This is a genomic window from Hyphomicrobium sp., from assembly GCF_041659645.1.
In the GTDB taxonomy this organism is placed as follows: domain Bacteria; phylum Pseudomonadota; class Alphaproteobacteria; order Rhizobiales; family Hyphomicrobiaceae; genus Hyphomicrobium_B.
Genome location: NZ_JBAZXX010000004.1, coordinates 388,074 through 414,802 on the forward strand (window position 1 = coordinate 388,074; position 26,729 = coordinate 414,802).

The window sequence follows — 26,729 nt, forward strand, 5'->3', positions numbered from 1 at the left end:
TGTAACGGCCTGAAGCCTCGTATAGCGAAACGGGCACGCAAAGGTACGGAACAACTCATGAATACAGCATTTTTTGATTTTCTTGCTGCAAGACGTTCGGTCAAGCCCGACCGGCTGGCTGCACCCGCACCAACTCCCGAAGAACTCGCCAAAATCTTGACGGTGGGAACCCGCGTTCCCGACCACAAGAAGCTGTCGCCTTGGCGATTCATCGTGTTCGAGGGCGATGCCCGAGCCGCCGCCGGGGAGATTTTTGCTAAGGCCTGCGAAAAGGAAGAGCGCGAGCCGCCGTCGCATGTTCGGCTCGACATGGAACGCGGGCGGTTCACGCGCTCGCCGATGGTCATCGCCGTCATCTCCTCAGTGAAGCCGCGCCCCGGCGCGCCGGAGTGGGAGCAGGTGCTCTCGGTTGGCGCCCTCTGCTTCAATCTCTGCCTTGCGGCAAACGCGTTGGGCTTCGGCACATCCTGGATCAGCGAGTGGATCGCTTATAGTCCGACGGTTCGCGAGGCCTTCGAGCTGACGGAGCACGAGAAAATCGCGGGCTTCATCTACCTCGGCACCCCGATGGAGAAGCCCGAGGAGCGCGAGCGCCCGAAGCTCGAAGCCCTCATCAAGCACTGGCAGGCATAAGTGGCGTTAGTACGTCATTAACCATGTGCTGCCAAGCTCACGAAATGCGTGTTTGCAAACTTGATTCGGAGCGCCGTGGGGATCAGCACCTCCAGCGCCGGGAATAGAGAAGCCAGCACTTAAGACCAAATCATGGCCCTCCGCGCGTGCTTCCAGGCAGCGTTGGAGGGCCAGTCGGTTTTTAAGCTCGTTTCGGGCCTAGCGGCCTGCTCGCGCAACGCGAATCGCCAGGCGCCAACGGAAAACTAATATCGAAACTGCTCGGCGAGCACGCGCTCTTCGAGCCCATGCTCGCGGTCGAACATCATGAAGAGTTCGATGGCGCGCGCCTGTTCGACTTCGACCTTGACGACGTTGCGGGTCTCGAAATGATCGGCAACGGCGCTGACCGGCCGCTTCTCGTGCTCCAGAACCGTGATCTTGATGTGGACCTTGTTCGGAACGATCGCCCCGCGCCAGCGCCTTGGCCGGAAAGGGCTGATCGGCGTCACGGCGAGAAGCGACGACTTGATCGGCAGAATAGGACCGTGCGCCGACAGATTGTAGGCCGTCGAACCGGCGGGTGTCGAAACCAGAATGCCGTCGCAAATCAGCTCTTCGAGCCGCAATTTGTCATCTATCGCGACTTGCAACTTGGCCGCCTGATAGCGTTGTCGGAAAAGCGAGATCTCGTTGATCGCCAAGCTCTTGTGCGCCTTGCCGTTGGCGTCCGTCGCAATCATCGCCAGGGGGTGGATGCGGCTGGTCTCCGCGGCCGAGAGGCGCTCCAGCAAGCTGTCTTCCTTGTAGTCGTTCATCAGGAAGCCGACCGAGCCCCGGTTCATGCCGTAGATTGGGATCTTGTCGTTGATGAAGCGATGTAGCGTCTGCAACATAAAGCCGTCGCCGCCGAGCGCGACGATGACGTCGGCGCTCGCTGGTTCGATTTCCCCGTAACGCTTGATCAAGGCCGACTGCGCTTCGAGCGCCTCGGAAACCTCGCTCGCGACGAATGCGATGCGCTCGAATTTCTGCTTCTCTTTCGCCATAAGGCCCTTCAGATATTACGGTCGCGCAGCAAGACAGGGAAGCTCGCTCAGGTGTCGGCAAACGACAAGCCCCTCCATCAGGATCGTGAAGTGGGGGATAGCGGAGACAGCCGCACTTCGCCAGCCAATGGCGTCGTGATGATTTACGCAACGTTCCCCGACAGGGCGGCCGCCCTGGCGTTGGGACGCGATTTGGTCGAGCAGAGTCTTGCTGGGTGCGTCAATGTTTTGCCCGCAATGACCTCGGTTTACGTCTGGAAGGGCGCGACGGAGACAGCCGAGGAGGCCGTCATGATCGTCAAGCTCGCGGCTGAGGGCGTCGAACGCGCGGTCGCTCACATTATCGCCCATCACCCCTACGAAACCCCGGCGGTGCTTGTCGTGCCGGTCGTAGGCGGCAGCGTCGACTATCTGAGTTGGGTCAGAAGCGGCACGCGGTCCTGACGCCGTCAATAGATGCCGCCGAGCGATTGCATGAGGTTGAAGCGCGCCGTCCCGGGGCGAGGATCGCCATGCCGTCTTTTTCCGGAATAGGCATAGGAATTGCGCCGCCGGCCCCGCTCGCTGTCCGAATGCCGGGATTTCTTTGCTTTATGGGGCGATGCCTCGGCGTCCAGCGAGAGAGGCGCAACGTCGGCGGCCGGAGCGCTCGCGTCGTCCGAAAGGTCATCGGCGTCGGGTTCATATTGCAAGGCGGCGAGTTTTGCCGGCGCTTCCACGCCTGACGGTTCGTCGGATGAGGCTGTACCGCGTGACGGCGCAACGACGACCGGCGGTAACGGTGCGGCGTCGACCGGCAACGGTCCGCCGATTGACATGCGGCCCGGCAGCGGGTCCGGACGCGGCGCGAGAGCGATATCGAGTGGAACCGCAGCCGCCGCCTTTTGCTGCCACGGGAGCACCTCGGGTTCGGATGCCGCAACGCGGGCGTGCTCTCGCTCATCCGCGAGACGTGCGGCTACATGCTGCCGCGCCTCGAGCCGCTTTTGTTTCTTCGCCGCCTGCGCGACGACGGCTTGCGGCACACAGCGCCCGCTATCTTGCATGACCTGTCCGGACGGACATTCGGCGGCGCACGAAATATCCCGGTGACTCTGAACCAACGAGAGAAGAACGTAATCAGGCTGGTCATAGGGCAGCACAGCGTTAGCCCGGTCCAGGAACGCGGCCATCGCTCGGCGGGTCGCCAAATTCCAACTGCCGGTGATTTCTCCGCCATAACAGCCGATCCCCTGCAACTCATGCTGCAGGTCGCGTGTCAGCTGCGAACGCGTTTCGGGGTCCGCAGAGCGCGAGGATCTGAGCGGCGACACGATGGATTGCCCCGACGTGACGACCGTCGTCCACGTCCCGGGCTTGGGCAGAGGAAGCGCTTCGGCTGCGGAAGCCTCAACGCGCAACGCGGGGGTAGACGGAGCGAATGTCGGAATCGTCGCGCTGTCGCGATAATCCCGGTCAGGCGCCACGGAAATACGGGTGATCTCTGCAAGATCGCGTAAAGTGTCGGCGGGTGAAAAGAGCGAGCCATAGCTTGCGAGCGCGACGCCTGCGGTGATCACGAGCAGTACACCGGTACGTGCCATGACATGAACTCCACCAACATCACTCAACGCCGTAAGTCTGGGCCGTCATGCCGAAATGGCTATCGGCGCACGCTTGTCTGGCTCGGGCCACCGGCGCCGCACCGAAACTCGGCGCGAAAAACGTGCGAGACCAACACCATCACAGCATGCCCCATCTCGGGCCTCTTGGTAAACGGGAAATACGCACACTCCCGTGCGGGGCGCGACACGACACCGTCATATGCTCGCCACGCGAAAAGCCAGAAGGCGCACACGTCCGCCACAATTGAACCGTGCACAAAACTTACGTGCCCGGTGCAAAACCTCTTGATAACCGCGACTTGTCAACCGGCGCGCCAAGGCTGTGGAGACCGTCATATGACCCCCGCGTCATGTTGAGCACGGGTTTCTAGAATTCTGATTCCGCTATCAATTCGGATTCACATCGCCCCACGACTCAGCTACGGCTGAAGGCGAGGGGAGTTTAATTCGCGTAAGTTTTCCACCTTCGTGTCGGCGTTGAGGACAAAGTTTTCCACCTTGATTTCTTGCGGCGAAATCGTGGCGAAAGTTTCCTGCCGATATCGAAAGTGGCGGCTCTGGCTTGCTTGATTGTGCGGTTTTCGCGTCGCTCGTCTGCCGATGTCATGGGGATGACATCGGAGCTCACAGTCGAACGAACGGATACCATCGCAATCTCGCCTGTTCGCGTTCCGGAGTTTGGTCGGCGGCACCCTCGGTCGCTTGGATCACAACGAAATGGCCGGTCTTGTCCCGCGTAGTCGATCGGTCCTCACAGGAGAGGGCACACTATGAGACACGTTTTAGGCGTGTTGGGGGTTCTGGCAGCAGGCGTATTACTCGCCGTTTCCGCTGCTATGAACTGGCGTTTTGGCTTCAGTCTCGGGCGAACCGAGCTTGATGGCCAAATCTACGGAGCAGCATCCGCTGCGGCCGACTGCATGAAGGCGCTTGTACCGTTTTTCTTCTTTGCCGCAGTTCGTAATCGAATTTGGTCGCAAGCAGCAGCATCCGCATTGGTTTGGACGGTCGTTACGACCTACTCCATGACCTCCGCGCTCGGACACGCAGCGTTAAACCGCTTCGATTCAACCGGGCATCGTGCGCAGGAAGCTCAGGTCTATCAGGATCTGAGAGCTGACCTGAAGCGCGCCGAAGAGCAAGCAGGCTGGATCCCTCAGCATCGACCGTATGAAGCGGTGCAGAGTGAGATCGATGGCGCGAAGCTCCAGAAGGCCTGGAAGTGGTCGAACGGCTGTAAGGATGTCAACTCGAAGTCAGAGCGGACGCTCTGTCAGCAGTTGGCGTCGCTTGACGCCGAGCTCGCATCCGCAAGCTCAGCGAAGCAGTCCGATGCGCGTATCGCCGAGATCAAGGCGAAGATCGATGCGTCCGCTGGCACACCTGCTGTGCTCTCCGAAGCTGATCCGCAGGCGAAGGTCTTGACCGAGCTTGTGAATGCGTTCTTCCCGAACGTGAAGATCGAGAACGTGCAGATGGCGTTGACGTTGTTTGTCGCCCTGCTGCTCGAAATAGGGTCTGGATTCGGCATGTACGTCGCATTCAGCCAGTGGCGTCTTTATGACCGCCAGCCCATGCCTGTCTCGCCGAGAATGGCGCAGATGGAAGGAAGCACCGCTGCGGCAGCGGTGGCGGTTCCGGTGCTCACACCGGTTGCCGTTCAGACGAAAAAGCCGCGTTCAGGCGCCAACGACAATCGGTCGATCGAGATCGCTCTCGAAGCACCCGTTGTCCCGGCGCGAGCAATCGAAGCTCAACCCGCAGAAGACGTGCATCAGGTCGAGACGAAGATTGCAGAGAGCCGGGTCGCGGCGCCAGTTCGGCGTCTTGCCCCGGAAACCAACACCGAACGTTTCTACAAGGAGAATATCGAGGTCCGCGACGGATCAAGCGTTACGGCTACTGAACTCTACGAAGACTATTGCTCTTGGTGTGAATCTAAGAACAAGGAGCCTGCAGCACTTCCGAGCTTCGCACGTGAATTCGCCGAGCTTGGCGTGAAAAAGGAGAAGGTAGCCGGTCGAGTCCGGTACATTGGTATCGCACTCAAATCCGACATGGCACTCGAGGAGGCTACGAAATCGCCTCTCTTCGGCACCGTTGCAGCCTAGCGCTGCTTCTTGAAACGGAAGGCCCGCTTCGGCGGGCCTTTTTTGTTTTTGGGGCTCCGTTCGATACAGACCGCCGATCGCAATGTTCACCGAATTGTATTCCGCAGACGGACTTCCACCCTGGCGCGTCGAAGCGGGGTGTGAAACAACTGTTTTGGGATTCCGTCGCCCAGGACGGCACCCGCCCTCCAACCCTTAGAGGTTTGCCATGGCCAAAGGCCAAACGCGTTCGACCCGGGAAATCCGCAAGCCGAAGAAAGCCGCCGCCGCGAAGTCACAGCCGGCCACGAGTTCCGTCACCGCCACGTTCGCAAAGCCGCAAAAGTCGGGCGGCAAGCGCTGATCGACGAAGTCTTGCATCGCGACGAAGGCCCGCCTAGGCGGGCCTTTTTGTTTTTTGGGCATCTTGTTTTTGGGACGTCAGCCCCGCAGCCCGCACCCAGTTTCGGCTTCAAGAGCGCGAGCAGCTATTCCGCTACCGCTTGGGATATGCCGTAAAAATATAATCCTTCGCTTGCACGATCGTGTGGCACGCATATCCGCATTTGGCGTCGTTCTCCTGCGGCGGCGAGTCGGATGTGTTGGCTGGCCTGAACGTGTCCGACGCATCGTCATATTCGAACGCCGCGTATCCCCAGCCGCCACTGTCCGCAAACCGCTTGCTGTCTTTCACAATGAAGTCGACGTTTTGCAGCTTACCCGGGACAGTCGCAGGCGAGGGGGAGTCCTTGCTCGGCGTCGGCTCCCAGTGAATTTTCGCGATTCTGGAGCCGTCCGGGAATGGCTTGCCGTTCTCAGGGATTCCGGACCGGTAGGCTTCGATCATGACAGGATTGGCGAGGATCACGGCCATCGCTGCGTCGGTCTTGCTGACGGCGACCGTTTGCCAGTCTTCGTATCCTTTAAATTCGGAGAATGCGAGGCCGCCCGGCACCTGCACGGTGTACCTGTCTTGCGCGCCGAGAGCCATTCCGGTCGCCGCCGCGAGCAGGGCGGAGATTGATACAACCGCGAGAGCGGGCTTGTTTCGCAACCAACGAATTGTCGAAATACGCGACATGATTTGACCTCCAGAAGCTACGCTGAAAGATTTTTCGGATCGATGGGCTTGAAAGAAACGTCAGCTTCGACTGAGAGAACGAAGCACAATTCGAATGAGCAGTGACGTGACGCTTAAAGAGATCCGTGTCGAAGCCGTGTCGCCATCGCGTCGTCTTCTCCGGCGGCCGTCAGTGTGCGGAGATTATCCGCTCTCGGTGCTTTGTCGAGTCGCCTTCAAAATTTTTTTCGGCCGTAACGAGTGGCGACCGGAGGCAGCGTATGTCTCCGGCCCAGTCATATAGAAGTCATTAAGCAATCTCGGTCATGGCAGAACGATCTTGCCGTTGTAGCGGCCGGCGGAAAGCGTATCCGTGAGATTCTCGTAAAAGTACGTGCCGCCGCCGCTCACGCCCTGGTATTTCCCGGTGCCCCCCGTCTTGACGTAGGGGTACTCCTTGAGATGCGAGCCTTCCTCCCAGTTGAGGAAGATCTTGTCGCCGCCGGGATAGGAGTCCGTACAGGTGCCCTTGGCCTTCCAGCTTCCGTCAGGCTGATACTCGTATTTCCCCGCGCACGCCTCGGTGACTTTCTTAGCCGTTGCCTCATCCGGGATGAGGACGCAGCGGCTGGTGGCGTCGACCAGTTTATGGCCCTTCTGAACTTCCTTCTCGTCCCACTTGTCGGTCGCGCATACTAGGATGCCGGTATCGTTGATCGTCTCACCAGCGCGCACCGCGGCCGTTCCAATGGAAAGAAACACCGTACACGTCATAGCAAAGAGCGGTTTGTAACCCATGGCCTTGTCCTTTCGTGCGTTAGTCCTCTTTTTTCGGCCTTGCGGCCGACACGAGCGGTGACAGAGGCGGGGCTTCGATCATAGTATGTTACCGTACTGATGATGTTGCGGGCGGAGCTTAAAATACTGATAGATTTACATGTCCGGAGTAACTTGGTGTGTCCGTCACGGGTGCGCATAACTGGAGTGAATCCGAGCAACGCGCCGTTCGCGCCCAGCTCGATCGCATTGTAAACAGCGCTTTATTTCACCAGTCGCAGCGCCGCCGCCGTTTTCTGGAATTTCTCGTCGTTGAAACATTGGCCGGTCGCGGAGATAGGCTCAAAGGCTACACGATTGCCGTCGAAGTTTTCGATCGTCCCACATCGTTTGATCCGGTCATCGACCCTATCGTTCGCGTCGAAGCAGGCCGTCTCAGAGAGAAACTGCGCGACTACTATCATGGTGAGGGCGAGTCCGATCCAATCCATATCGATTTGCCAAAGGGCGCCTACGCGCCTCTGTTTGAATTCCGTCAAATGTGCAATGTCGCTCAGTCCGGGCCTGCAATCGCGATCGCTCAGACGACGCCGCTCGCGGCGATAGACGGAGCTACGGCAGCGGCTAACGAAGTTCACGAGCCTGGCCGAAAGCAGAATGGGATTCCGCGACGGCCCGCAGTTGCCGCCGGCATCGCGTGTTTAGTCGTCATCGGAGCGATTGCCTGGTGGGGTCTCGGAACCCGCCATCAGATTGGTTCGGCCGATATGAATGGAGCAAAGGGCCCGGTCGTCGCTGTACTACCGTTTGCGAACCTCAGCGGCGATCCGAGTCAGGAATATTTCAGCGATGGATTGACGGAGGACATTCTCACGGAGTTGTCGCGTACTCCCGACCTCGTCGTACTTGCGCGTAACACGACGTTTCAATTCAAGGGCCCAGGAGCGGATGTCGCGAAGCTCAATCGCGAGTTGAAGGTCGATTACGTCCTGAAGGGCAGCATACAGCGCTCTAGCACTCGCATCAGAATAACGGCGCAGCTCATTGACGCGCGGACCGGCGGACACATTTGGGTCGACAGATTCGATCGTCAGATGGCCGACGTTCTCGTCATCCAGGACGAGATTGTAAGAGAGATCGTTTCCAAGATCGCCGGCGGATACGGGGTGATCGAGAACACCGAGGCCAAATCGTCATCGCAGAAAAGCGATGAGCAAATTCAGGCCTACGACCTCGTCTTGCGAGCGCATGCGGAGATGTGGCTTTGGACTCACGAAAGTTTCCGATCGGCACGGGAACTGCTGGATCAGGCGATTGCCATTGATCCGGCTAACGCCCGCGTGCGACGGGAGATTGCCTGGCTCGCGATCGTCGGATTGATCAGCGGCCTCGACAAGACACCCGTTCCGTCCGGAGAAATCGTAGTCCAGGCGAGCAAGGCGGTTCAGCTCGATCCTTCTGACGGACGTGCGCATATGGTGGCCGCGGCGGCGCACTACTTCAACAAGCAGCTCGAACTTTTTGAGTTTGAGGCGAAGCAGGCGATCGAGCTTGCTCACTACGATGCCGAGAGTCTGGCGACGCTTGCATACATGACAGCGACATCAGGCGACTGGTCGCGCGGTGTTGAAATGGCCGAAAAAGCCAATGCGCTTAACGCCGATGCATCGGCCGGGTGGTATCACGCGACTCTCTATCTGAATTACTATCTCGTCGGCGATTACGAGCAGGCGCTCAAGCTGAAGAGGCAGGACCCAAACCAAGAGACGCTTTATTCTTACGTCGACTACCTTCCCATCCTCGGCGCTCTGGGACGCAAAGACGAAGCGCGCGAGCAATGGCAAAAGATCCTCAATGAGGATCCGAATTGGACCGCTCAGAGTTTTATTAAGTGGTACAAGACCTGGAACATTCGCGACGAGGACACGGCCAAGTTCATGGCGGGAATCTACAAAACCGGCGTCCTCGAAGTCGTTGCAACGCCCGATCGGTGATCGAGCGTTGTTTTGGCCTGCGGAATGTGACGTCTGAACGGGCTCACATGCCCAACCCTGTCAACCTCAGAGCGAAAGCGAAGTTGAATGCGGTATCCTTCAGGCCATCGAAGCGGCCAGAAGCGCCGCCGTGACCTGCGCCCATGTTCGTCTTCAAAAGCACGAGGTTGTCGCTCGTGTTGAGCGCGCGCATCTTCGCGATCCACTTCGCCGGTTCCCAATACGTGACACGCGGATCGGTGAGCCCGGCGAGAGCAAGGATATGCGGATAGTCCTTCGCTTCCACGTTGTCGTAAGGCGAGTAGCTGCGGATGTAGTCAAAGTCGTCCTTGCTCGTGAGCGGATTTCCCCATTCCGGCCATTCCGGCGGTGTCAGCGGCAGATCCTTGTCGAGCATCGTATTCAGAACGTCGACGAACGGCACATCGGCGATGATAGCCAGGAAAAGATCGGGCGCCATGTTGGCGATTGCGCCCATCAGCATACCGCCAGCGGAGCCGCCATTCGCGACGATGCGGCCGCGAGTCGTGAAGCCTTCGGCAATCAGATGTTCGCCCGCTGCAATGAAATCGGTGAAGGTATTTTTCTTCGCCTTCATCTTGCCGTCGGTGTACCAGCGATAGCCCTTGTCCTTGCCGCCGCGAATGTGCGCGATCGCGAAGATGAAGCCTCGATCGACCAGCGACAGCCGCGCCGTCGAGAACGCGGCGGGCATCGCGATGCCGTAAGCGCCGTAGCCGTAAAGAAACAGCGGCGCCGACCCGTCGAGCGGCGTCGTCTGCTTGTAGAGCAGCGTGACCGGAACGAGCGCTCCATCCGCAGCCGGCGCGAGAAGGCGTCGCGTGACGTAGTCGGCCGGATTGTGCCCGCTTGGAATTTCCTGACGCTTGCGAAGCGTGCGCGCGCGCGTCGCCATATCGTAGTCGTAGGTTTCCGCGGGCGTCGTGAGCGACGAATAGGTGAAGCGGATGCGCGTCGTGTCGAACTCGTAGCCCGAACTCATGCCGAGCGCATAGGCTTCTTCCTCGAAGGCGATGGTGTGTTCGCCGGAGCGATCCAGAAATTCGCCGCTGCCGTCGGTCGCATTGATCGCCGTGATGACGATGCGCGGCAGGCTGTCTTCGCGTTCGAGCCGCGTCATGAAATTCCGGAACACGCTGACGTCGAGGATGAGCCGACCCGGCTTGTGCGCGACGATCTCGCGCCAGTTCTCTTCCTGCGGCGCGGCGATGGGCGCGGTGACGACGCGGAAATCTTCCGCACCCTCCGAGTTCGTCGCGATGATCAGGTTCTGCCCGTGGTGCTCGACGCTGTACTGATGTCCCGGGCGGCGCGGGGTGACGAGCTTCGGGCCTGTGTCCGGTTCACGGGCGTCGATCAGATGGACTTCGCTCGTATCGTGGTCGTGAATATCGATGAGGATGAACTTTTCCGACTGCGTCGAGGACAGCCCGACGAAGAAGCCGGAATCCTTTTCCTCATAGACGAGCTTGTCTTCGGAAACCGGCGTGCCGAGAACGTGGCTGTAAACGAAGAGCGGCCTCTGGTGTTCGTCGACCTTGATATAGAACAGCGTGCGCCCGTCGTTCGACCATTCGAGGCTGCCGTGCGCATCCGGAATTTCGTCGGCAAGGTTTTGCCCCGTCGAGAGATCGCGAACGCGGATGGTGTAAAGTTCCGAACCCTTGTCATCGGTCGCGAACGCGAGCAGCTTGTGATCGCCCGAATGCGCCGTCGCGCCGAGATCCCAATAGCTCTTGCCCTCAGCTTCCGCGTTGCCGTCGAGCAGAACCTCGGCATCGTCGAGCGAACCGCCGCGCGCAATCCGGCAGATCTGCGCATACTGGCCGCCTTTGACGAAGCGCGGGAAATACTCGAACGGCCCGTCCGGCTGCGGAACCTGCTGATCGTCTTCCTTGAGACGCGCCTTCATCTCCTTGAAGAGCGTCTCCTGCAGCGGCTCGGTGTCGGCAAGCATCGCCTTGGTATAGGCGTTCTCGGCATCGAGATGAATCCGGATATGCCCGGCGAGGGCCTGCGGCTGCCGCATCACTTCTTGCCAGTTGTCGGCTCTGATCCAGGCGTAGTCGTCGGTAAGGGTAACGCCGTGATGGGTCGAGGCGACGGGCAGCCGCCGCGCGATCGGTGGCTCGGGCAGCGCCGTTGCTTCGGCGATAGCTGACGTGTCGCTTTGACCAGTCATCGGTCTGCAAACCTTTCGATGCTTAAGGAGAGGATCAGGGCGAATGGTTCTCTGCCGCTATGGCGTCCGCGTCAACGCAGCGGAGACGATGGAGTAATAACCAAATGAAGCAGCCCTCCCATCAAGAATTAGTAATGTCGTAATCTAACCCTGAGCTGAGATTGACAATGGAGGCATCCTGTAGTCAAAGCTTTCGCAAGTGAAGTCGAGTTGATTTCGTTGTCTACGTTCTTAATCTTGCGATTTCCGGCGGACGTGGTTGGCGGCGTTACGGCGGCGGGGTGTCGATATGGACGAACGATCCGCGCAGGATTTTCGGCCGTCAGAGGAAGCGGAAGACAAACGCATGGACAGTTCAGCCCCGCCTGAGCTTGTGACAATCACGGCGACGATCGTCGCGGCATATGTCAGCAACAATTCGATCGCCTCGACCGAGCTTCCGAGCCTCATCGCCGAAACTCATGCCGCTTTGAGCCGGGCGGCGGGGCGCACGGTGCCACAGGAACGGGAAGAGTCGAAGCCGAAGATCGCGGTCAAGAAGTCTGTCATGCCAGACTTCATCATCTGCCTCGAAGACGGCAAGAAGTTCAAATCGCTGAAGCGGCATTTGCGGACGCACTACAACTTGTCGCCGGAAGAATACCGCGAGAAGTGGGGCTTGCCGCCGGACTATCCGATGGTCGCGCCGAACTATGCCAACGCCCGCTCGCAGCTTGCGAAGAAGATGGGTCTCGGCACGCGCCGCGAAAAATAATTTTCCCGGGCGCGAGTTACTTTTTTCCCGAACCAGTTTGCTTGCCGACGCTAGGCCAGATCGACATGTGTCGCGGCGCGCCGAGCGCACGACGCGGCATCGAGGCGGGTGAGCGCAAGCAGTTCATCACGTTCCACTCTTAACAGCTTAACGAGCTTCGCATGCCGCGCGATGTCGTAGGAGCGATTGCCCGCAATCCCTCGTCGCCGTTCTTTCCTCAACTCACGTTCTACGATTGCGATCAGATTTTGCCGTCCCGCGCGCGTGCGGTCGCTCAGATCTTTCGGCCAAATAGGTAAAAGTTCCGAGGCATCCTGCTCGCCACTGGACTCTGAATTGCGAAAGACTCCGGACCACGCATGTGTGGTCGTGTTTGTGTGTCGTTTCGAAACGCGTTTTTCCATGGCTGACGACTGTGATGCAGTCGCGCGGAGCGGGGATATCTTTCGCGCGTCTCGTCGCCGCTAAGGTGAACGAGAGAATCGAAAAAAAACTTATCCCCGCTCCACCAGTCGCACGTATTCTACTCGCCGATGACACAACCGCAACGATTGACCGAGTTTGATAACGCCGCCGCGACCGGCGATGTCGATCAAACAAATTTCGGACGACGGGAAGGACAGATGTTACGGGCTTCGCTTTCTTCGGCCGTGAAGATGCGCCAGCGCAGCACAGCATCTGCCGCAACCCCGGAAAGCCTTCGGCACCGCCAAGCGCGCATCGCGATTGATCTCGCGATCTCGAATGTCTTCGGTGTCGACGCCGTATGCCTCTGGAGCGGCACGCGCGGCGTCCGCGATATTGCCGAGGCCCGTCAGGTTGCGATGTACCTCGCTCACGTTTGCTGCCGCATGTCGCTGACGGAAGTCGGCACGATGTTCGGCCGCGATCGTACAACCGTCGCGCACGCCTGCCTCAAGGTCGAGTATCGCCGCGACGACCCGAATTTCGACCGCGCATTAGATGTTCTGAGCTGGGCGTTGCCGACGCTCGTGCTTCGCGACCCGGCTCACGAACGGATGAACATGCTTCGAGACATTGAGGATCAGGAATGGCTGTAACTCCGCGTCGCCTGCGAGGCGAACACTCCGCCGAGGTCAACACCGCGCCGGCGCGTAATCTCGCCGAAAGTCCGCTTGCGTGGCTCGCGCGGCGCAAGGACAAGGACGGCCAGCCGATGTTGACGGACGCCGAATTCGACGCTGGAGAAAAGATACGCGCCGATTTCTGGTTCGCGCAGATGACGCCGCGCACAACAGCGAACTGGTCGCTGCTCCTTTCAGGCGGCGGCGGTGGCCGTGGCGCACCCGATATCGGTCCCGACATGCGCGATGCCGTCGTCGCGGCGAAGGAGCGTGTGAAGCGGGCGCTTGCGGCCGTCGGCCCCGATCTCGCGGGCGTTTTGATCGACGTCTGTTGCCACCTTAAAGGTTTGGAAACGAGCGAGAAGGAGAGCGGCTGGCCTCAGCGCTCTGGCAAGATCATACTACAGATCGCGCTTCGCCAATTGGCGCGCCATTATGGAATGGTACCACCGCCCGTGGCCACGCGAGAGCAAAAGCCCGTCCGCGTCCGGCACTGGGGTACGAACGACTATCGCCCCGAGATCGACCCGGGGACGATGTGAACTTATACTGCGAGCATCTCGGCCGCATCTGAGCGGATGCGCTTCACCATCGACGCCAGACCGTTCGAACGCTGCGGCGTCAGGTGCTCCCTGAGGCCGAGACTCGCAAAAACTCCCTCGGCGTCCGTCTTCGTGATCTCGTCGAGCGTCTTGCCGTCATAAATGGCGAAAAGCAGCGCGATCAGGCCCTGGACGATGTGCGCATCGCTCATGCCTTGGAGTTCGAGCGTGTCGCTGGCGCTCGGCCGGCTTGCATCGCCGAAGCGGCGCGTCACGATCCAGACCTGGCTGGCGCAGCCGCGAACCTTGTTGGCCTCCGTCCGCAACTCTTCCGGCAATGGTGGCAGCGCCCGGCCGAGCTCAATGACGTAGCGGTAGCGATCCTCCCAATCGTCGAGGAGCGCGAAATCGGCGCGAATGTCTTCAAGCGTCATGAGGAAAGCCCGGCTTCGATCCGCAACGTGCCGGATCGCACACCCTACACATAGGTGCCGGGGGCGGGTGAGGGCAAGGCCCGAAGCGGCCAGCGCGCCGCTCGGCGATCAGATGCCGTTGCGGTTCGGCTGCTTGCCGTGCCAATTGGGCGTTTTGTCGAGTGGCGTCAGAGTGCCGCTGTCGCGCTCGAGAACGGCCGGTGCAACGCCGCCGCTCTTGCTGTCGTCGAGTTTCAAGCTGGCGGTGCTGACGCCGCCCGCGTAGTGCTCTCGGGCCATTTCGTAGGCGAGTTGAGCGCCGAACTGGGCCTTGGCCACGAACTGGGTCCACACCTCCGCGCTTTTGGTGCAAACCGTCGTGTTCCGGTCGCAGAAGGTAACGACCCATTCGGCGGTGGCTCCGGCGCGGTCATAGAGGCGCTGCTGCTGCTCCTTGTCGGATGGAAGCAGAGCGATCCCGATCGCGGCAACTGTAGCGATACGCAACAAACCCATAATACCAACCTTCGCGTCTGACGGCCGGACGCACGACCGGCCTGGGGAAGCGCATTGCACGATTGGCTTCCCTAGCGCACATCGATAGCAGGTGCGTATCAAGGTTAAGCTAGCCTGCAGCGCACAATTTGAACCGGATTAAGATCAAATTCGACGTACCGAATTAACGCTTCCGCTATCGGTTAAATTCGACGGTTAAGGACGTCTTAACGGCTAGCCGCGATAATCGTCTCTTGGGGGCAACGAGGGACGGCGCAGATGATCGAGAGGGACCGAAAACTCGCGGCCATAGTGTCGTTGCTGGCGACCACGAGCGTCGCTTTGAACATGCTCGTCTTCCAGAACACCGGAAAAAAAGCCGACACGATCGAGACCGGCGGCATCACCGACCGCACGGCGTGGGTAGACGGACCCGGCCTGACGCTCGGCCCGACGTCTCCGGGACCGGGCGCGATGCCGCAAGCTGCCGATGCGGTCTTGCCGCCTGGACCGCTCGCCGAAAGCGATGAATCCAACCGCGCCGAAATCACCAAGGGCGTGCAGCGCGAACTCAACAACATCAATTATGAGGCGGGCACGGCCGACGGCGTTCTTGGCCTCGTTACCCGCGCCGCCATCTTCGCCTACGAGTACGATAACGGAATGGTGTTGACAGGCCAACCGAGCGATCAGCTCCTGAGCCAGTTGATCCTCGGCAGCTCGTCGCTGACGCAAAGCTCCGCGCGTCCCGGCAAGACGACGACGCCCGACGCCGAAAGCCTCGTGCGCGCCGTCAAGCAGCAGCTTTCGGCGCTCGGCTATCAGACCGGTGTGGCGGGCGGGAAGTTGACGCCCGAGTTCGCCCGCGCCATCCGCGAGTTCGAAACCGATCAGAAGCTGAAGGTAAGCGGCCGCATTTCCGGTCCCATGGAAAGCCGCTTGCTGCGTCTGCAGAGCGAACCCAAGGCGCGCCGCGAGGCGGTCGCCAAGGCCTCGAAGCGTTAGGAACTCCGCGACGTCTCCTGCTAACCTAGCGACATGCGCCTCAAATCCGAAATCTGGGTCAAAGCCTATCTGCGCCGCTGCCAATATAATGGCGCGCCCTGCGTCGTCGCGCGCCACGGCGATGACGACGCCGGGGCGATCTTCATAAAAGTGGTCCGGACGGGCGGTACCGCCGCCGTATTCTCGCCCGCACCGGCTGGCCTCGACGATGCCGACATCGATCGTCGCTGGGTGTCGCGTTTCAAGGGCGAATTTGTTCCGGAAGCGGAGGCCGAAGCCATGCTGAAACGCGAAGCGAGCTTCGACAGCGACATCTGGATCGTCGAAATCGAGGATCGCGAAGGCCGACATTTCCTCGGCGATGAATTGATGAAATAGCCACAGTGCGCCGCCGAAAATATCGGGTTTACATTTCGTTAACCCGTCCCCGGCTGTAATTCATACGATGCGATGATTCTGGCGGCCGCAGCGCAGACTTGCCACGTTCGGTATCGCGTTTCAGATTCCGTGGCCGGAGCCTTAAGGCTAGGAGTGCCGCACGGCGCGAGCAAGGTTCGCGCTTCTTGGGGGGGACCCATGGCGACGATATTGGAATTCAAATTCGCGCCGAGGCCGACGGCCGCATCGATGCTGGCGGCTTGCAACGCTGCGGCATCAGCCGAGATCGTGCTATTTCCAGGCGTCCGTTACGAGCGCCCGACAGACGGGCCGGATGCTAATTCGGCCCGGACGAAGCGCCGCCGCGAAGAGCCGGAACTCGAAAGCTGAAAGCAGAGGATATCACGCCGCGCGCGTGAGGCCGCTTCAGGCGCCGCCTGGCTTGCATGACGCCTTGGCGAGCGCCGCGAGCTCATCCGCGCGATAGGGTTCTCCCTTATCCGGCGCCCTGACGACGACCAAGCCTTTAACAGCGGCAATCGTTTGCTGCGGATCGATATTCGCCGCGCTCGACGCAGGCAATCCGAGAAAGCGATCATCGGAGGGGACGATGGAAAGGTCGATCGTCGTCTCGCGATCGGCGGATGCCGCGGCGAAATAGAGGTTCGTCCCATCCGGCGCATAGACACCGATCGTCCAGCCAAGATCGGGCAGAAGCGCCCGCACCCGCATCGTCCCGGTCGACGCTTCAAATGGACAGAACGCATAACGCGCGTCCGGCGCGAGGAACGGCAACGGCTGATGCTGCGGTGCCACCGCCGTCGCGATCGTCATCGTGTTTTTAGGGAACGCGCGCGCGAGCCGTGAATACGCCGAGCCGCGCGTATCGTTCACCGCAAGGAACGTCGCCGTCAGATGCACAATCCCTGCGATGATCGCGAAGATCGCAAGCAATCGCCAGTCGAAGGCTCGCAGAAGCCTCATGAGCATCCCTCGCGCGTGATGACCGGCAGACGCTTGTTGCGCTCGGAGCGTTCTTCCGTCGAAAGCCCCGTCGCGGGATCGAGCACTGTGAACACCAGCACGAGGCGGCCCGCGCCGCCCGTCGGCAGCCAGTTGCCGGGCCGCGCATCGCGGCCGAGCGACACCACGAACGAGCCGTTCGGATTGGGCGCGATGGTGTCGGCTGTGAACTCATAACGGTCGGCATCGTTGGCGATCAGATTGCCGCGCGAGTCGAAGACTCCGACGCTCCACCACAGCCCGCGCATGTTCGCGCCGTCGACGACGTAGTTACAGGACGAGTGAAGCCGCGCCCCTTGGGAGTCCGTCCGCGCCTCGAAGATACCGGCGCTGTCGGACGAAATCCGCAGTTTTCCCGTCGTGATCATGTGCGCCTTGGTATAGGGGTCGGCGCTCTCGCGGCCGATGTCCGGCCACTGCTGCCAGGGCCCAAACGTATTCACCGACAGCGGCGAGCCGCGCGAGATCATGTACTTGCTCGACCACATGCCGATGAAGATCGCCAGCATGATCGTGAGAAGAACCGTGACCGCACGCACGATGATCCCGATGACCGCGCGCAAAACGCTCAATCTCGAAGTCCCTGCAGCCGGCTCAAGTTCGATCGATGCCAAGTTCGTAGCTTTCCTATCGCGTCCGCATTCAGGGCGCCGTCGCGGCGCGGGTCTTATTATCTTCCGGCGGCGAACCAGCAGCCGGCATCGAGAGATCGTCGCGCGATGTGTCGAGCAGAGTCGCCCGGCGGTCTGGCCGGTTGGCGGGCTGCGGCTGCGGTATTTCTTTTGGATCGACGGGCATTGGCGGATGTGAGGGGCCGCCGTTGCCAGGCGCCGGGGCCGGTCCTTCGCCGTTTGCCTTGCGAAGCGCCGCGACGAGAACCTTCAGCGCGTCCCGCGTTTTCGCCGGCATGATGCTCTGCGGCTTCGATGCGTCTGCCGCTTGCGCCGGCACCAATCCGGCCGCGACCTGCTCCGCCCGCAGTTGCGTCAGTCGCTGCTGTTCTTCGATCTGCCGAGGATGCGGCGCCAAACCGGGGATCGTCGGAATGTTCATGTCGGTATGCGCCACCGTCATCAGATCGTGCCAGATCGGCGCCGCCTGATGCCCGCCCGTGACGCCAGCGCGCATCGGCCTGTTGTCGTCGTTGCCGACCCAGACGCCCGCCACGTACTTGCCGGTGAAGCCCATGAACCACGCGTCCTTCGGCCCCGTCGACGTGCCCGTCTTGCCCGCGGCGTTGGTGAAATCGAGATTGGCGAGGCCGGCGGTGCCCTCTGTCACGACGCGATTGAGCATGACGTTCATCTCTTCCGCCACATGGCGCGAAATGACCTGCTTCGCGGGCGGCTCGTCACGTTCCCGCGAATAAAGCAGATCGCCCTTCGAGGTGGTGATGTCGAGAATGCCGTAAGGCTTGGCAAGTTTCCCGCCGTTGGCGAAGGTCGCGAACCCGCCCGTGTGTTCGAGAACGGTAATGCCGCCGTCGCCAAGCGCCATCGAGCAGGTTTTCTTCACGCCCTCGATCCCGAGCCGCTTCGTCATCTCGATGACTTTCTCGCGCCCGACCGCGAACGACAGTTCTGTCGCGACCGTGTTGAGCGAGCGTGCCAACGCGTTCCACAACGGAATGCGCGCGCCGGAACCACCGCCACCGCCGTAGTTCGACGGCGACCAGTTTCCACACGAGCGCGACGCATCGCGGACCATGGTGTCGGGCGTAAAGCCGTTCTCCATCGCCGTCGCGTAGACGTAGACCTTGAAGGACGATCCGGGTTGGCGCTTGGCGCGCGTCGCGCGGTTGAACTGGCTCTCGCCATAATCCGGACCGCCGACAAGAGCCTTCACTTTGCCGTCTGTCTCCATCATGACGATGGCGCCGGAGCTGAAATGGTTCGGCGGTCCATCCTTGCGAAGCGCGGCGTTAAGCGCTTCTTCCGCCTGCCGCTGCAGCGTGAGGTCGACGGTCGTGCGCGCCGTCAGAACGAATTGGTTCTTACCCTCGGCAAGTCGCTGCACTTCCTCATAGGCCCAGTCGAGGAACCAGTCGGGACTGGTCGACGCGCGGGCTTCGACGATCTTCGCCGGGTTCATGCGCGCCGCATGGACCTGCCCTGCTGTGTAATATCCGGCCTCGACCAGGTTATCGAGGACCTGATTGGTCCGCGCGCGAGACGCCGAGAGATCGACGAGGGGAGAATATTTGGACGGCGCCTTGAAGAGGCCCGCAAGCACGGCGGCTTCCGCCATGCTGATGTCGCGTACGGACTTGCCGAAATAATACTGCGACGCGGCTTCGACGCCGAACGTACCGCCGCCCATATAGGCGCGGTCGAAATAGAGCTTCAGGATCTCGCGTTTCGAATATCGGCTTTCGAGCAGGAAGGAGAGAAAAAGCTCCTTGATCTTGCGTTGGACCGAACGCTCCGACGACAGGAACAAATTCTTCGCGAGCTGCTGCGTCAGCGTCGAGCCGCCCTGGACGACTTCGTTCGCCTGCACGTTGGTGACGAGCGCGCGCAGCGTGCCGAGCACGTCGATGCCGTAATGCTCGAAAAAGCGCCTGTCCTCCGTCGCCAGCGTCGCCTTGATCAGCACGTTGGGAATGTCGCTGAGCGGCACCGAATCGTTGTGCAGGATGCCGCGGCGGCCGATCTCGTTGCCGTTGACGTCGAGAAAACTCACGGCATAGCGGCCGGTCAGGAACTTGCTCTCGTCGAACTCCTGGAATGCAGGCAGCGCCAAGCCGTAAAGCACGACGAAACCGCCGAAGAGCATCGTCAAGCTTTCGGACGCGAACTCGTTGAGCAGCCGCCGCCAGCCGACGAGCTGAAACCGCGCAAAATAGCTCGACCCCGCGTTCCAGTAGTCCTTGATGCGCGACCAGGCGTCGCCAAGCGCGGAATTCAGCTTCGAATCAAGGGCCAGCCAATCGATGAGGCGATGCCGGCCGCCCTGCTTGTGAAACCAATCGTTCAAGAACCGCAACCCCTTGCCGCGCCAAGCCTTACCAAGTAGCTCTTGTTATGTCGCTCTTGTCACGCGTCAGACGCGGGCTTAAGCCCTTTACCACGAGATCGTTCTCGAAACAGCGATGGCAGCGCATTCCGCCGGATGCGCCGCAAAGCCGGTCGTCGGACGTTAGGCGTCGCAAATCGACATAATTGTGGTTATCTCGGCGGAGCGCGGAAGGGAAGAGCAAGACCTGATGTTGGACGGCAACGATCCACCGTTCTGGCGCACCAAAACGCTCGAGCAGATGAACCGCGACGAGTGGGAAGCGCTGTGCGACGGCTGCGGGCGCTGCTGCATGGTCAAGCTCGAGAACGAGGATACGTCCGAGATCTATCTCACGCGGCTGTCCTGCGCGATGCTCGACGTCCGGACCTGCCGCTGCAAGGACTATACGAACCGCTTCCAGAAGATGCCCGATTGCCTTGAGATCGATATCGCCCGCGCCCGCGAGCTTTCGTGGCTGCCGAAGTCTTGCGCTTACCGGATCGTGGGCGAGGGCGGCGATCTGCCGTGGTGGCATCCGCTCGTCTCGGGAACGCACGACACGGTGCATCAGGCCGGTATTTCCGTCAAAAGCTTCGCCATGAGCGAACGCCGCGTCAAGCAAGAGAATTATTGGAAATACATCATTCCGGATCTGCCGGAAGAAGCCGAAGCGCCACCGAAATAGCCACGCATCATCCCGGCCGAGGTCAGAAAGCCGACAACGCGGTCCCGTCATCCGTCATGGCCGCGAAGGCCGGATCTGTCCACGCCTGCTACAGGAGATCTGCCGAGATGTTGTCGGTCTCAGAGCTTTTTCAACGGACGTCCTTGGAAATGCGGGGGCCGGTGCCCTGGGGCGATCCCGTAACCGAGACTTCGTCGGGCGTTTACGTCATCGCCCTCGTTGATCCAACCGCCAATTTCGCCGAAAAATTATCCGAGACTGAACTTACTCGCTGGAATGAGGGCGAGGAAATAATCTACATCGGAAAAGCAACGAAACTTCGCCGCCGTATCTCTCAATTTTACCGTCACAAGTATGGCCGTTCCAGCCCGCATCGGGGCGGACAGGATATTCTGCTGCTGACCCCCTCATTTCAAATCTACTGGGCCACCGCTCCCGATTGCGCGGCGGCCGAGCACGCCATGATCGATGCATTCCAACAGCAAATTCGCGCATTGCCGTTTGGAAACCGTATGAGAGGGGCTCGCAAAAACTTACACACGATCTGAGCGCATATAGAAACTTATCCCCGCTTGCAGCGGCGAGGTTATACTTGAGGGTTTTCTGAAATATTTACGTTATTGCATTGTTTTTCAATGTCTTACATCGTTTTGTCGATTGACAGCGCGACGCTTCTCAGGCATCTTCTCTGTATAACGCGGAAAGTGTGAGCCGAGAGAAACCGGCGGCTTCGGCCGTAATGTTCGCCCATCGCGCATCCCATTTAAAATTCGAGCCCAAACAATTCGAGAAGGTCAGCGGCGCATGGCGGCATCAGGTGCGCGGCGAACGACGACGCGCGTCCGCGCAACGAAGAATGCGGCGCCGAAGGTGGCGAAGCCAGCGCGCGCAAAACCCAACGCCCTCGTTCAGCGTGTCTACAACACGATCGACGGCGAGCTGACGAAGCTTGAGAAGCAGAAGGGACTGACGTCCCAGGATCGCGAGCGCGCGTCGCGGGCTCTGTCGCAGATGGTCAATGCCTTGGAGAAAGCTGTTGAGATGCAACGCGAGATGACGAAGCGGAAGCCGACCGGAGGAGACGCCAAGAGCAAGGAGGCGCTCGCCCATGCGGAAGATCTACGCCGCGAAATTGCGGAACGTCTTGAGCGACTCAATCGCAAGCGGGCGCCTGTCCGAAGATCTGAATGAACTGACGCGCGCGGAACTCGAATTCATCGCCCACGATTGGGAAATCTGGGCGCGGGACGAGCAATTGCCGCCGCTTCATCAGGTGTCATCCCGGCCGACGCGTAGCGGCGGGCCGGGACCCAGAGTTCCCGGCGCTGATGGGGATCTAAGTCTTGGGTCCCGGGTCTCGCAAGATGGCTCGCCCGGGATGACAAGTACGGGCGCACTCAAGCAATGGCGCGTGTGGCTACTTCTTGGCGGTCGCGGTTCCGGCAAAACGCGCGCCGGTGCGGAATGGATACGGTCCATCGCCCGTGGCGATGATACAGAGCCGCGCCTTGCGGCCGGCTCCCCGCAGGGGAGTCGCCGGGCACCACCAAGAATAGCGCTGGTGGGTAAAACCCTCGCCGACGTCCGCAACGTCATGATCGAAGGTCAATCGGGTTTGCTCGCAATCCATCCTGCGTACGAGCGACCTGACTTCGAGCCGTCGAAGCGGCGCCTCACGTGGCCGAACGGCGCGGTGGCGGAATTATTCTCGGCGGACGAAGCCGAAGCGCTACGCGGCCCGCAGTTCACGGCCGCGTGGTGCGACGAGCTTGCGAAATGGCGCGGCGCGGAAAGGGCGTGGGACATGCTGCAATTTGCGCTCCGCCTCGGCGATGCGCCGCGCGTCTGCGTGACGACGACGCCGCGCGCAACGAAGCTTTTGAAACAGATCATCGCGGACGAAGCGACCGTGACCGTCAATCTCGCGACCGCCGATAACGCCACCAACCTCGCGCCGTCGTTCCTCGCCGAGATGACGCGGCGCTACGCCGGTTCCGCGATCGGACGGCAAGAATTGCTCGGTGAGATCGTCGAGGACGCAAGCGACGGGCTGTGGCGCCGGCATTGGATCGAGGAAGCGCGCATCGCGAACGCCCCAGAAATGCAACGAGTTGTTGTCGCTCTTGATCCACCTGTCACGGCAACGGCATCGTCGGACGCATGTGGAATTGTCGTCGCCGGTCGACCGAAGGCGCGCCGCTACCGAAACTCTACGGCCGCGCACGCGTCGGTGGCCAGATCATCTGGGCGACCGATATCGAGGAAGACATCGTCACGACGACGGAAGCCGTCGGCGGCGGGAAGGGAACGTCGAGCGGCGACAAGACCCGCCTCACGCAATACAACTATTATGCAAACTTCGCCGTGGCCTTGGCCGAGGGAGTCGTCACGCGCGTCGGCCGCATTTGGGCCGACGAGCAAGAACTCGACCTCGCACGCACCACGTTTCGCCTTCATACCGGCACCGAAACCCAAGCCGTCGACAGTTTGATCGCCGCGCGCGAAGGTGCGAGCAACGCACCAGCATATCGCGGGGTCGCATACGTCGTGTTCGAGCATTTCGCGCTCGCCGATTATGGCAACCGAGTTCCGCAGTTATCGTTCGAAGTCTATCGCAGCGTATCCGACGCCGATAACGACGTGCGCGGCATCGTGCTGATCCCGGGTTCCGGCGAGTTCGTATACGCGACAGAGCCGGTGCATCAGACGTTCGACGACGGCGTATCGCAATCGGAAAACGTGCATCAGCTCTTAGGCGCAACGGATTGGCAGGTCGCGCTCGATCAGATGGAATCGGCGCTTCCGAATGCAAAGTCCGCGTCGCTGATCGTCAGCTGGTTCGGTACCGATCTCCGCGCCGGCGAATGCGAGATCAAGCCCGGCGTCGAGACGCGTCACAAAACGACAGCGCCGTTGACATGGTCGGTCGCCGGCACGACGCGCGACACCGCGTATCTCATCTCAACGCGCGACGGCAACGCGGCCTACGGCGGCACGCCATCCGACCAGACGGTCGTCGCCGCCATTCAAGACATGAAGGCGCGCGGCCTCAACGTCACGCTGACGCCTTTCATTCTGATGGACGTCGCAGCCGACAATACGCTCGCAAATCCATACGGTGGCGCGAGCCAGCCGGTCTATCCGTGGCGCGGGCGCATGACCTGTCACCCGGCACCCGGCCAATCCGGAACGCCCGATAAAACCGCGACGGCCGCCAGCCAGATCGCGGCGTTCGTCGGCGCGGCCGCGGCGTCGGACTTCTCGCTATCGGGCGCGGCAGTCAACTATTCCGGTCCGAGCGAATGGTCATATCGTCGTATGGTCCTGCACCAGGCGTTTCTCGCGAAAGCAGCAGGAGGCGTCGAGGCTTTCGTCATCGGATCGGAATTACGCGGCTTGACGTGGGTGCGTTCCGCTTCCGGAACCTATCCGTTCGTCGCCGCGCTTGTCGCGCTCGCCGCCGACGTGAAATCGATCCTCGGCCCAGGCACGAAGGTGCTCTACGCCGCCGATTGGTCGGAATATTTCGGCCATCAGCCGGGCGACGGTTCGAGCGACGTCTATTTCCATCTCGATCCGTTGTGGTCGTCGCCGAACATCGACGCCATCGGCACTGACGTCTATTGGCCGCTCGCGGATTGGCGCGACGGCCGCGATCATCTCGATGCGATTGCCGGCGCACCGTCGATCTACGATCTTGGCTATCTTAGATCGAACGTCCACGGCGGCGAGGGGTTCGATTGGTACTACGCCTCCGAAGCCGACCGCGATGCGCAAGCTCGCACTCCGATTACCGACGGCGGCGGTAAGCCGTGGATCTTCCGCTACAAGGATATCCTGTCATGGTGGAGCAATCGCCATTTTAATCGCCCGGGCGGCGCGTCGAGAGCGGAACGCCGACGGCGTGGGTGCCGCAATCGAAACCGTTCTGGTTCATGGAGATCGGCTGCCCCGCGGTCGATAAGGGCGCCAACCAGCCGAACGTCTTCGTCGATCCGAAGAGCTCGGAGTCGGCGTATCCGTATTATTCGCGCGGCTTTCGCGACGATCTCATGCAGGCGCGCCATGGCCAGGCGCTGCGCGATGCATTCGACTGGACGAAGCCAGGATATATCGCGGATCTCAATCAGGTCTCGTCGGTGACCGGCGCGCGAATGGTCGATCTCGACCACATTCACGTCTACTGCTGGGATGCGCGACCCTTTCCGGCATTCCCCGACGCGACGACCTACTGGGGCGACGGCGCGAATTGGGAGCACGGGCATTGGGTCAACGGCCGCCTCGGCGGCGCTGCGCTCGATGAGGTCGTGTCGACGATCCTCCTCGATCAGGGTTTCACCGCGTTCGATGCTTCCGGCTTGACCGGGACCGTGCCGGGGTATGTCGTCGACCGCACGATGGCGGCGCGTGATGCGATCCAGCCGCTCGAACTCGCGTACTTCTTCGATAGCATCGAGAGCAACGGCAGAATCGTATTTCGCCATCGCGGCCGAGCCGAACCGGCGATGACGCTCAGTATCGACAGCTTCGTCGAAGAGAACGTCGGCGATCCGTTTTACGAACTGACCCGCGCCCAGGAAACGGATCTCCCAGCCTCGGCCAAGGTGCGTTACATCTCGGGGATCGACGACTATCCTCAGGCGGTCGCCGAGGCTCGGCGTCTGACCGGAGCCAGCGGCCGTGTCGCCGAAGCCGATCTCGCGATTGTTCTGGATGACGGCCTCGCGGGAGCAATCGTCGAAAGCTGGCTGTACGAAACCTGGGCGTCGCGCGAGTCCGCGACATTCAAACTGCCGCCTTCGACGCTCGCGTTGGAGCCGGGGGACATCGTTTCGGCGAACATCGCAGGGCGAAGCCGCCTGCTGCGATTGACCGCCGTCTCCGAGCACGGCACGCGTGAGATCCAAGCTCTCAGCATCGATCCGAGCGTCTACGATCAAATCGACGTCCCGTCGCGTGCCGCAGCGCCGACGCCGCTCGTGCAGATCGGGTCGCCTGCGGTCGCACTGATGGACCTGCCGCAATGGAACGCGAGTTATGACGCGTTGTCCGGCTACGCGGCGGCGATGCAGAAACCCTGGCCGGGCAGCGTTGCGCTGTTCGTGTCGCCGCAAGACACGGGTTATCAGCTCAAGGCCATTGCCAGTGTTCCCGCGACTCTCGGCGTGACGCTCGATGATCTGCCGTCGGGGCCGGAAGGACGACTCGATCATCGAGCTTCGTTTCGGGTCCGATTGACGAACGGCACGCTCGCGTCCGCCGATCTCGTGTCGATGTTGGCTGGCGCAAATCTCGCTGCGCTTCGCAATGCCGGCGGAAATTGGGAAATTATCCAGTTCCTCACGGCGGAGCTTGTCGATGCGCAGACCTACCGATTGAGCGGACTTCTTCGCGGCCAGTTCGGCACCGAAGGCGCAATGGTTGAAACGTCGTCGTCTGGCGCGCAGTTCGTGCTGCTCGATGCTGGCGTCACGCGAATTCCTCTACCGGAAAGCGAGCAGAAGCTGACGCTCAACTGGCGCTACGGCCCGGGAAATCGCAATATTGGCGATGCGTCTTACGTCACGGCGCCGTTTGCATATCAGGGACTCGGGCTGCGGCCGCTCTCGCCGGTTCGCGTCAAGGCAACGCGCGCGTCGGGCAACATTGTGATGTCGTGGGTTCGGCGCACGCGCACCGGGGGCGACAACTGGGAGCTTCCCGATGTGCCGCTGGGCGAAGAAAGCGAGAGCTACGAAGTCGACATCCTCGATGGCGCGGACGTGAAGCGCACGCTTCAATCCTCGTCGCCGACCGCGAGCTATTCAAGCGGCGATCAAATCGCTGACTTCGGATCTGTCCAGTCGGCCGTATCGGTCAAGATCTACCAGACCAACGTCGTCTTCGGCCGCGGCGCGCCACGGGCTGCGATCGTTTAGACCATCCCTTAGTCACGTCATGGCCGCGAAGGCGGACATCCACGA

25 protein-coding genes and 2 pseudogenes are annotated in these 26,729 nt (G+C 60.9%); 17 read left to right on the plus strand and 10 right to left on the minus strand.

Annotated elements, in window-relative coordinates; genetic code table 11:
* Window positions 1–57 precede the first annotated feature (57 nt).
* The gene (locus WC811_RS16305) at window positions 58–633 is read left to right on the plus strand and encodes a nitroreductase (protein ID WP_372646375.1); all 576 of its coding nucleotides are present in this window, start codon (window positions 58–60) and stop codon (window positions 631–633) included.
* Window positions 634–878: 245 nt separating this feature from the next.
* Here WC811_RS16305 and WC811_RS16310 read toward each other — a convergent pair whose 3' ends face one another.
* Window positions 879–1,661, minus strand: coding sequence for an NAD kinase (locus tag WC811_RS16310; protein WP_372646376.1), 783 nt, complete (start codon window positions 1,659–1,661; stop codon window positions 879–881).
* A gap of 51 nt (window positions 1,662–1,712) precedes the next feature.
* On the opposite strand from WC811_RS16310, the gene cutA reads away from it, so the two are divergent.
* Window positions 1,713–2,105, plus strand: a complete 393-nt coding sequence (cutA, locus tag WC811_RS16315) for a divalent-cation tolerance protein CutA (RefSeq protein WP_372646377.1) — start codon at window positions 1,713–1,715, stop codon at window positions 2,103–2,105.
* Between the two features lie 5 nt (window positions 2,106–2,110).
* Here cutA and WC811_RS16320 read toward each other — a convergent pair whose 3' ends face one another.
* On the minus strand, window positions 2,111–3,244 hold the full coding sequence (locus tag WC811_RS16320; RefSeq protein ID WP_372646378.1) for a hypothetical protein: 1,134 nt from the start codon (window positions 3,242–3,244) through the stop codon (window positions 2,111–2,113).
* Between the two features lie 791 nt (window positions 3,245–4,035).
* Here WC811_RS16320 and WC811_RS16325 point away from each other — a divergent pair.
* Together WC811_RS16325 and WC811_RS16330 are read left to right on the plus strand one after the other, a co-directional pair.
* Complete coding sequence (locus tag WC811_RS16325; RefSeq protein ID WP_372646379.1) at window positions 4,036–5,376, plus strand: hypothetical protein; 1,341 nt, start codon at window positions 4,036–4,038, stop codon at window positions 5,374–5,376.
* A 208-nt stretch (window positions 5,377–5,584) separates the two neighbouring features.
* Window positions 5,585–5,719 (plus strand): hypothetical protein, encoded by a 135-nt coding sequence (locus WC811_RS16330; RefSeq protein WP_372646380.1) that lies wholly within the window; start codon window positions 5,585–5,587, stop codon window positions 5,717–5,719.
* A gap of 132 nt (window positions 5,720–5,851) precedes the next feature.
* On the opposite strand, the gene WC811_RS16335 is transcribed toward WC811_RS16330, so the two are convergent.
* Both WC811_RS16335 and WC811_RS16340 read right to left on the minus strand, forming a co-directional pair.
* The gene (locus tag WC811_RS16335; protein ID WP_372646381.1) at window positions 5,852–6,436 is read right to left on the minus strand and encodes a cytochrome P460 family protein; all 585 of its coding nucleotides are present in this window, start codon (window positions 6,434–6,436) and stop codon (window positions 5,852–5,854) included.
* Between the two features lie 303 nt (window positions 6,437–6,739).
* Window positions 6,740–7,213 carry a hypothetical protein gene (locus tag WC811_RS16340; RefSeq protein WP_372646382.1) on the minus strand — a complete coding sequence of 158 codons (474 nt, stop codon included), beginning with the start codon at window positions 7,211–7,213 and terminating at the stop codon, window positions 6,740–6,742.
* A gap of 158 nt (window positions 7,214–7,371) precedes the next feature.
* Here WC811_RS16340 and WC811_RS16345 point away from each other — a divergent pair, with 158 nt between their 5' ends.
* Window positions 7,372–9,186, plus strand: a complete 1,815-nt coding sequence (locus WC811_RS16345) for a hypothetical protein (protein WP_372646383.1) — start codon at window positions 7,372–7,374, stop codon at window positions 9,184–9,186.
* Window positions 9,187–9,229: 43 nt separating this feature from the next.
* Here WC811_RS16345 and WC811_RS16350 read toward each other — a convergent pair whose 3' ends face one another.
* Window positions 9,230–11,389, minus strand: a complete 2,160-nt coding sequence (locus WC811_RS16350) for a S9 family peptidase (RefSeq protein ID WP_372646384.1) — start codon at window positions 11,387–11,389, stop codon at window positions 9,230–9,232.
* Window positions 11,390–11,735: 346 nt separating this feature from the next.
* On the opposite strand from WC811_RS16350, the gene WC811_RS16355 reads away from it, so the two are divergent.
* The 3 genes from WC811_RS16355 to WC811_RS16365 all read left to right on the plus strand — a co-directional run bounded on the left by WC811_RS16355 (window position 11,736) and on the right by WC811_RS16365 (window position 13,770).
* Window positions 11,736–12,143: a MucR family transcriptional regulator gene (locus WC811_RS16355; protein ID WP_372646740.1), complete on the plus strand. Its 408-nt coding sequence runs from the start codon at window positions 11,736–11,738 to the stop codon at window positions 12,141–12,143.
* A gap of 623 nt (window positions 12,144–12,766) precedes the next feature.
* A complete protein-coding gene (locus WC811_RS16360) occupies window positions 12,767–13,204 on the plus strand; it encodes a helix-turn-helix domain-containing protein (protein ID WP_372646385.1) in 438 nt (145 codons plus the stop codon).
* On the plus strand, window positions 13,195–13,770 hold the full coding sequence (locus WC811_RS16365; protein ID WP_372646386.1) for a DUF6456 domain-containing protein: 576 nt from the start codon (window positions 13,195–13,197) through the stop codon (window positions 13,768–13,770). The genes WC811_RS16360 and WC811_RS16365 overlap by 10 nt, the downstream gene beginning before the upstream one ends.
* A gap of 2 nt (window positions 13,771–13,772) precedes the next feature.
* Here WC811_RS16365 and WC811_RS16370 read toward each other — a convergent pair whose 3' ends face one another.
* The gene (locus WC811_RS16370; RefSeq protein WP_372646387.1) at window positions 13,773–14,204 is read right to left on the minus strand and encodes a SufE family protein; all 432 of its coding nucleotides are present in this window, start codon (window positions 14,202–14,204) and stop codon (window positions 13,773–13,775) included.
* A 108-nt stretch (window positions 14,205–14,312) separates the two neighbouring features.
* The gene (locus tag WC811_RS16375) at window positions 14,313–14,699 is read right to left on the minus strand and encodes a DUF5330 domain-containing protein (RefSeq protein WP_372646388.1); all 387 of its coding nucleotides are present in this window, start codon (window positions 14,697–14,699) and stop codon (window positions 14,313–14,315) included.
* Between the two features lie 258 nt (window positions 14,700–14,957).
* On the opposite strand from WC811_RS16375, the gene WC811_RS16380 reads away from it, so the two are divergent.
* The 3 genes from WC811_RS16380 to WC811_RS16390 all read left to right on the plus strand — a co-directional run bounded on the left by WC811_RS16380 (window position 14,958) and on the right by WC811_RS16390 (window position 16,451).
* Entirely contained in the window at window positions 14,958–15,683 is a 726-nt protein-coding gene (locus tag WC811_RS16380) for a peptidoglycan-binding protein (protein WP_372646389.1), read from the plus strand.
* A 33-nt stretch (window positions 15,684–15,716) separates the two neighbouring features.
* Window positions 15,717–16,061, plus strand: coding sequence for a DUF1491 family protein (locus WC811_RS16385; RefSeq protein WP_372646390.1), 345 nt, complete (start codon window positions 15,717–15,719; stop codon window positions 16,059–16,061).
* 198 nt (window positions 16,062–16,259) lie between these two features.
* Window positions 16,260–16,451, plus strand: a complete 192-nt coding sequence (locus tag WC811_RS16390; protein ID WP_372646391.1) for a hypothetical protein — start codon at window positions 16,260–16,262, stop codon at window positions 16,449–16,451.
* 36 nt (window positions 16,452–16,487) lie between these two features.
* Here the strand turns inward: WC811_RS16390 and WC811_RS16395 are convergent, their stop codons facing one another.
* From WC811_RS16395 to WC811_RS16405, 3 genes are read right to left on the minus strand one after another with little or no spacing between them, the layout of a single operon-like run.
* On the minus strand, window positions 16,488–17,045 hold the full coding sequence (locus WC811_RS16395; RefSeq protein ID WP_372646392.1) for a hypothetical protein: 558 nt from the start codon (window positions 17,043–17,045) through the stop codon (window positions 16,488–16,490).
* Entirely contained in the window at window positions 17,042–17,698 is a 657-nt protein-coding gene (locus tag WC811_RS16400; protein WP_372646393.1) for a DUF1214 domain-containing protein, read from the minus strand. The genes WC811_RS16395 and WC811_RS16400 overlap by 4 nt, the downstream gene beginning before the upstream one ends.
* 28 nt (window positions 17,699–17,726) lie before the next feature.
* Window positions 17,727–20,060 (minus strand): PBP1A family penicillin-binding protein, encoded by a 2,334-nt coding sequence (locus WC811_RS16405; RefSeq protein ID WP_372646394.1) that lies wholly within the window; start codon window positions 20,058–20,060, stop codon window positions 17,727–17,729.
* Between the two features lie 229 nt (window positions 20,061–20,289).
* Here WC811_RS16405 and WC811_RS16410 point away from each other — a divergent pair, with 229 nt between their 5' ends.
* From WC811_RS16410 to WC811_RS16435, 6 genes and pseudogenes are all read left to right on the plus strand, one after another.
* Complete coding sequence (locus WC811_RS16410; RefSeq protein ID WP_372646395.1) at window positions 20,290–20,766, plus strand: YcgN family cysteine cluster protein; 477 nt, start codon at window positions 20,290–20,292, stop codon at window positions 20,764–20,766.
* A 56-nt stretch (window positions 20,767–20,822) separates the two neighbouring features.
* Complete coding sequence (locus tag WC811_RS16415; RefSeq protein WP_372646396.1) at window positions 20,823–21,314, plus strand: hypothetical protein; 492 nt, start codon at window positions 20,823–20,825, stop codon at window positions 21,312–21,314.
* Window positions 21,315–21,570: 256 nt separating this feature from the next.
* Window positions 21,571–21,957 (plus strand): hypothetical protein, encoded by a 387-nt coding sequence (locus WC811_RS16420; RefSeq protein WP_372646397.1) that lies wholly within the window; start codon window positions 21,571–21,573, stop codon window positions 21,955–21,957.
* Window positions 21,875–22,948: pseudogene (locus tag WC811_RS16425) on the plus strand (terminase large subunit domain-containing protein); the annotation flags it as partial. The gene WC811_RS16420 and the pseudogene WC811_RS16425, both read left to right, overlap by 83 nt.
* A gap of 1,136 nt (window positions 22,949–24,084) precedes the next feature.
* Window positions 24,085–24,585 (plus strand): annotated as a pseudogene (locus WC811_RS16430) (glycoside hydrolase TIM-barrel-like domain-containing protein); the annotation flags it as partial.
* Between the two features lie 89 nt (window positions 24,586–24,674).
* A complete protein-coding gene (locus WC811_RS16435) occupies window positions 24,675–26,684 on the plus strand; it encodes a phage tail protein (protein ID WP_372646398.1) in 2,010 nt (669 codons plus the stop codon).
* Window positions 26,685–26,729 lie beyond the last annotated feature (45 nt).

Bases quoted from the DNA above. Each gene is read 5' to 3' on its own strand.
- WC811_RS16305 (WP_372646375.1), top strand. From the start codon at position 58: ATGAATACAGCATTTTTTGATTTTCTTGCTGCAAGACGTTCGGTCAAG.
- WC811_RS16310 (WP_372646376.1), bottom strand. From the start codon at position 1,661: ATGGCGAAAGAGAAGCAGAAATTCGAGCGCATCGCATTCGTCGCGAGC.
- WC811_RS16320 (WP_372646378.1), bottom strand. From the start codon at position 3,244: ATGGCACGTACCGGTGTACTGCTCGTGATCACCGCAGGCGTCGCGCTC.
- WC811_RS16325 (WP_372646379.1), top strand. From the start codon at position 4,036: ATGAGACACGTTTTAGGCGTGTTGGGGGTTCTGGCAGCAGGCGTATTA.
- WC811_RS16330 (WP_372646380.1), top strand. From the start codon at position 5,585: ATGGCCAAAGGCCAAACGCGTTCGACCCGGGAAATCCGCAAGCCGAAG.
- WC811_RS16335 (WP_372646381.1), bottom strand. From the start codon at position 6,436: ATGTCGCGTATTTCGACAATTCGTTGGTTGCGAAACAAGCCCGCTCTC.
- WC811_RS16340 (WP_372646382.1), bottom strand. From the start codon at position 7,213: ATGGGTTACAAACCGCTCTTTGCTATGACGTGTACGGTGTTTCTTTCC.
- WC811_RS16350 (WP_372646384.1), bottom strand. From the start codon at position 11,389: ATGACTGGTCAAAGCGACACGTCAGCTATCGCCGAAGCAACGGCGCTG.
- WC811_RS16355 (WP_372646740.1), top strand. From the start codon at position 11,736: ATGGACAGTTCAGCCCCGCCTGAGCTTGTGACAATCACGGCGACGATC.
- WC811_RS16360 (WP_372646385.1), top strand. From the start codon at position 12,767: ATGTTACGGGCTTCGCTTTCTTCGGCCGTGAAGATGCGCCAGCGCAGC.
- WC811_RS16365 (WP_372646386.1), top strand. From the start codon at position 13,195: ATGGCTGTAACTCCGCGTCGCCTGCGAGGCGAACACTCCGCCGAGGTC.
- WC811_RS16370 (WP_372646387.1), bottom strand. From the start codon at position 14,204: ATGACGCTTGAAGACATTCGCGCCGATTTCGCGCTCCTCGACGATTGG.
- WC811_RS16375 (WP_372646388.1), bottom strand. From the start codon at position 14,699: ATGGGTTTGTTGCGTATCGCTACAGTTGCCGCGATCGGGATCGCTCTG.
- WC811_RS16380 (WP_372646389.1), top strand. From the start codon at position 14,958: ATGATCGAGAGGGACCGAAAACTCGCGGCCATAGTGTCGTTGCTGGCG.
- WC811_RS16385 (WP_372646390.1), top strand. From the start codon at position 15,717: ATGCGCCTCAAATCCGAAATCTGGGTCAAAGCCTATCTGCGCCGCTGC.
- WC811_RS16390 (WP_372646391.1), top strand. From the start codon at position 16,260: ATGGCGACGATATTGGAATTCAAATTCGCGCCGAGGCCGACGGCCGCA.
- WC811_RS16395 (WP_372646392.1), bottom strand. From the start codon at position 17,045: ATGAGGCTTCTGCGAGCCTTCGACTGGCGATTGCTTGCGATCTTCGCG.
- WC811_RS16410 (WP_372646395.1), top strand. From the start codon at position 20,290: ATGTTGGACGGCAACGATCCACCGTTCTGGCGCACCAAAACGCTCGAG.
- WC811_RS16415 (WP_372646396.1), top strand. From the start codon at position 20,823: ATGGCCGCGAAGGCCGGATCTGTCCACGCCTGCTACAGGAGATCTGCC.
- WC811_RS16420 (WP_372646397.1), top strand. From the start codon at position 21,571: ATGGCGGCATCAGGTGCGCGGCGAACGACGACGCGCGTCCGCGCAACG.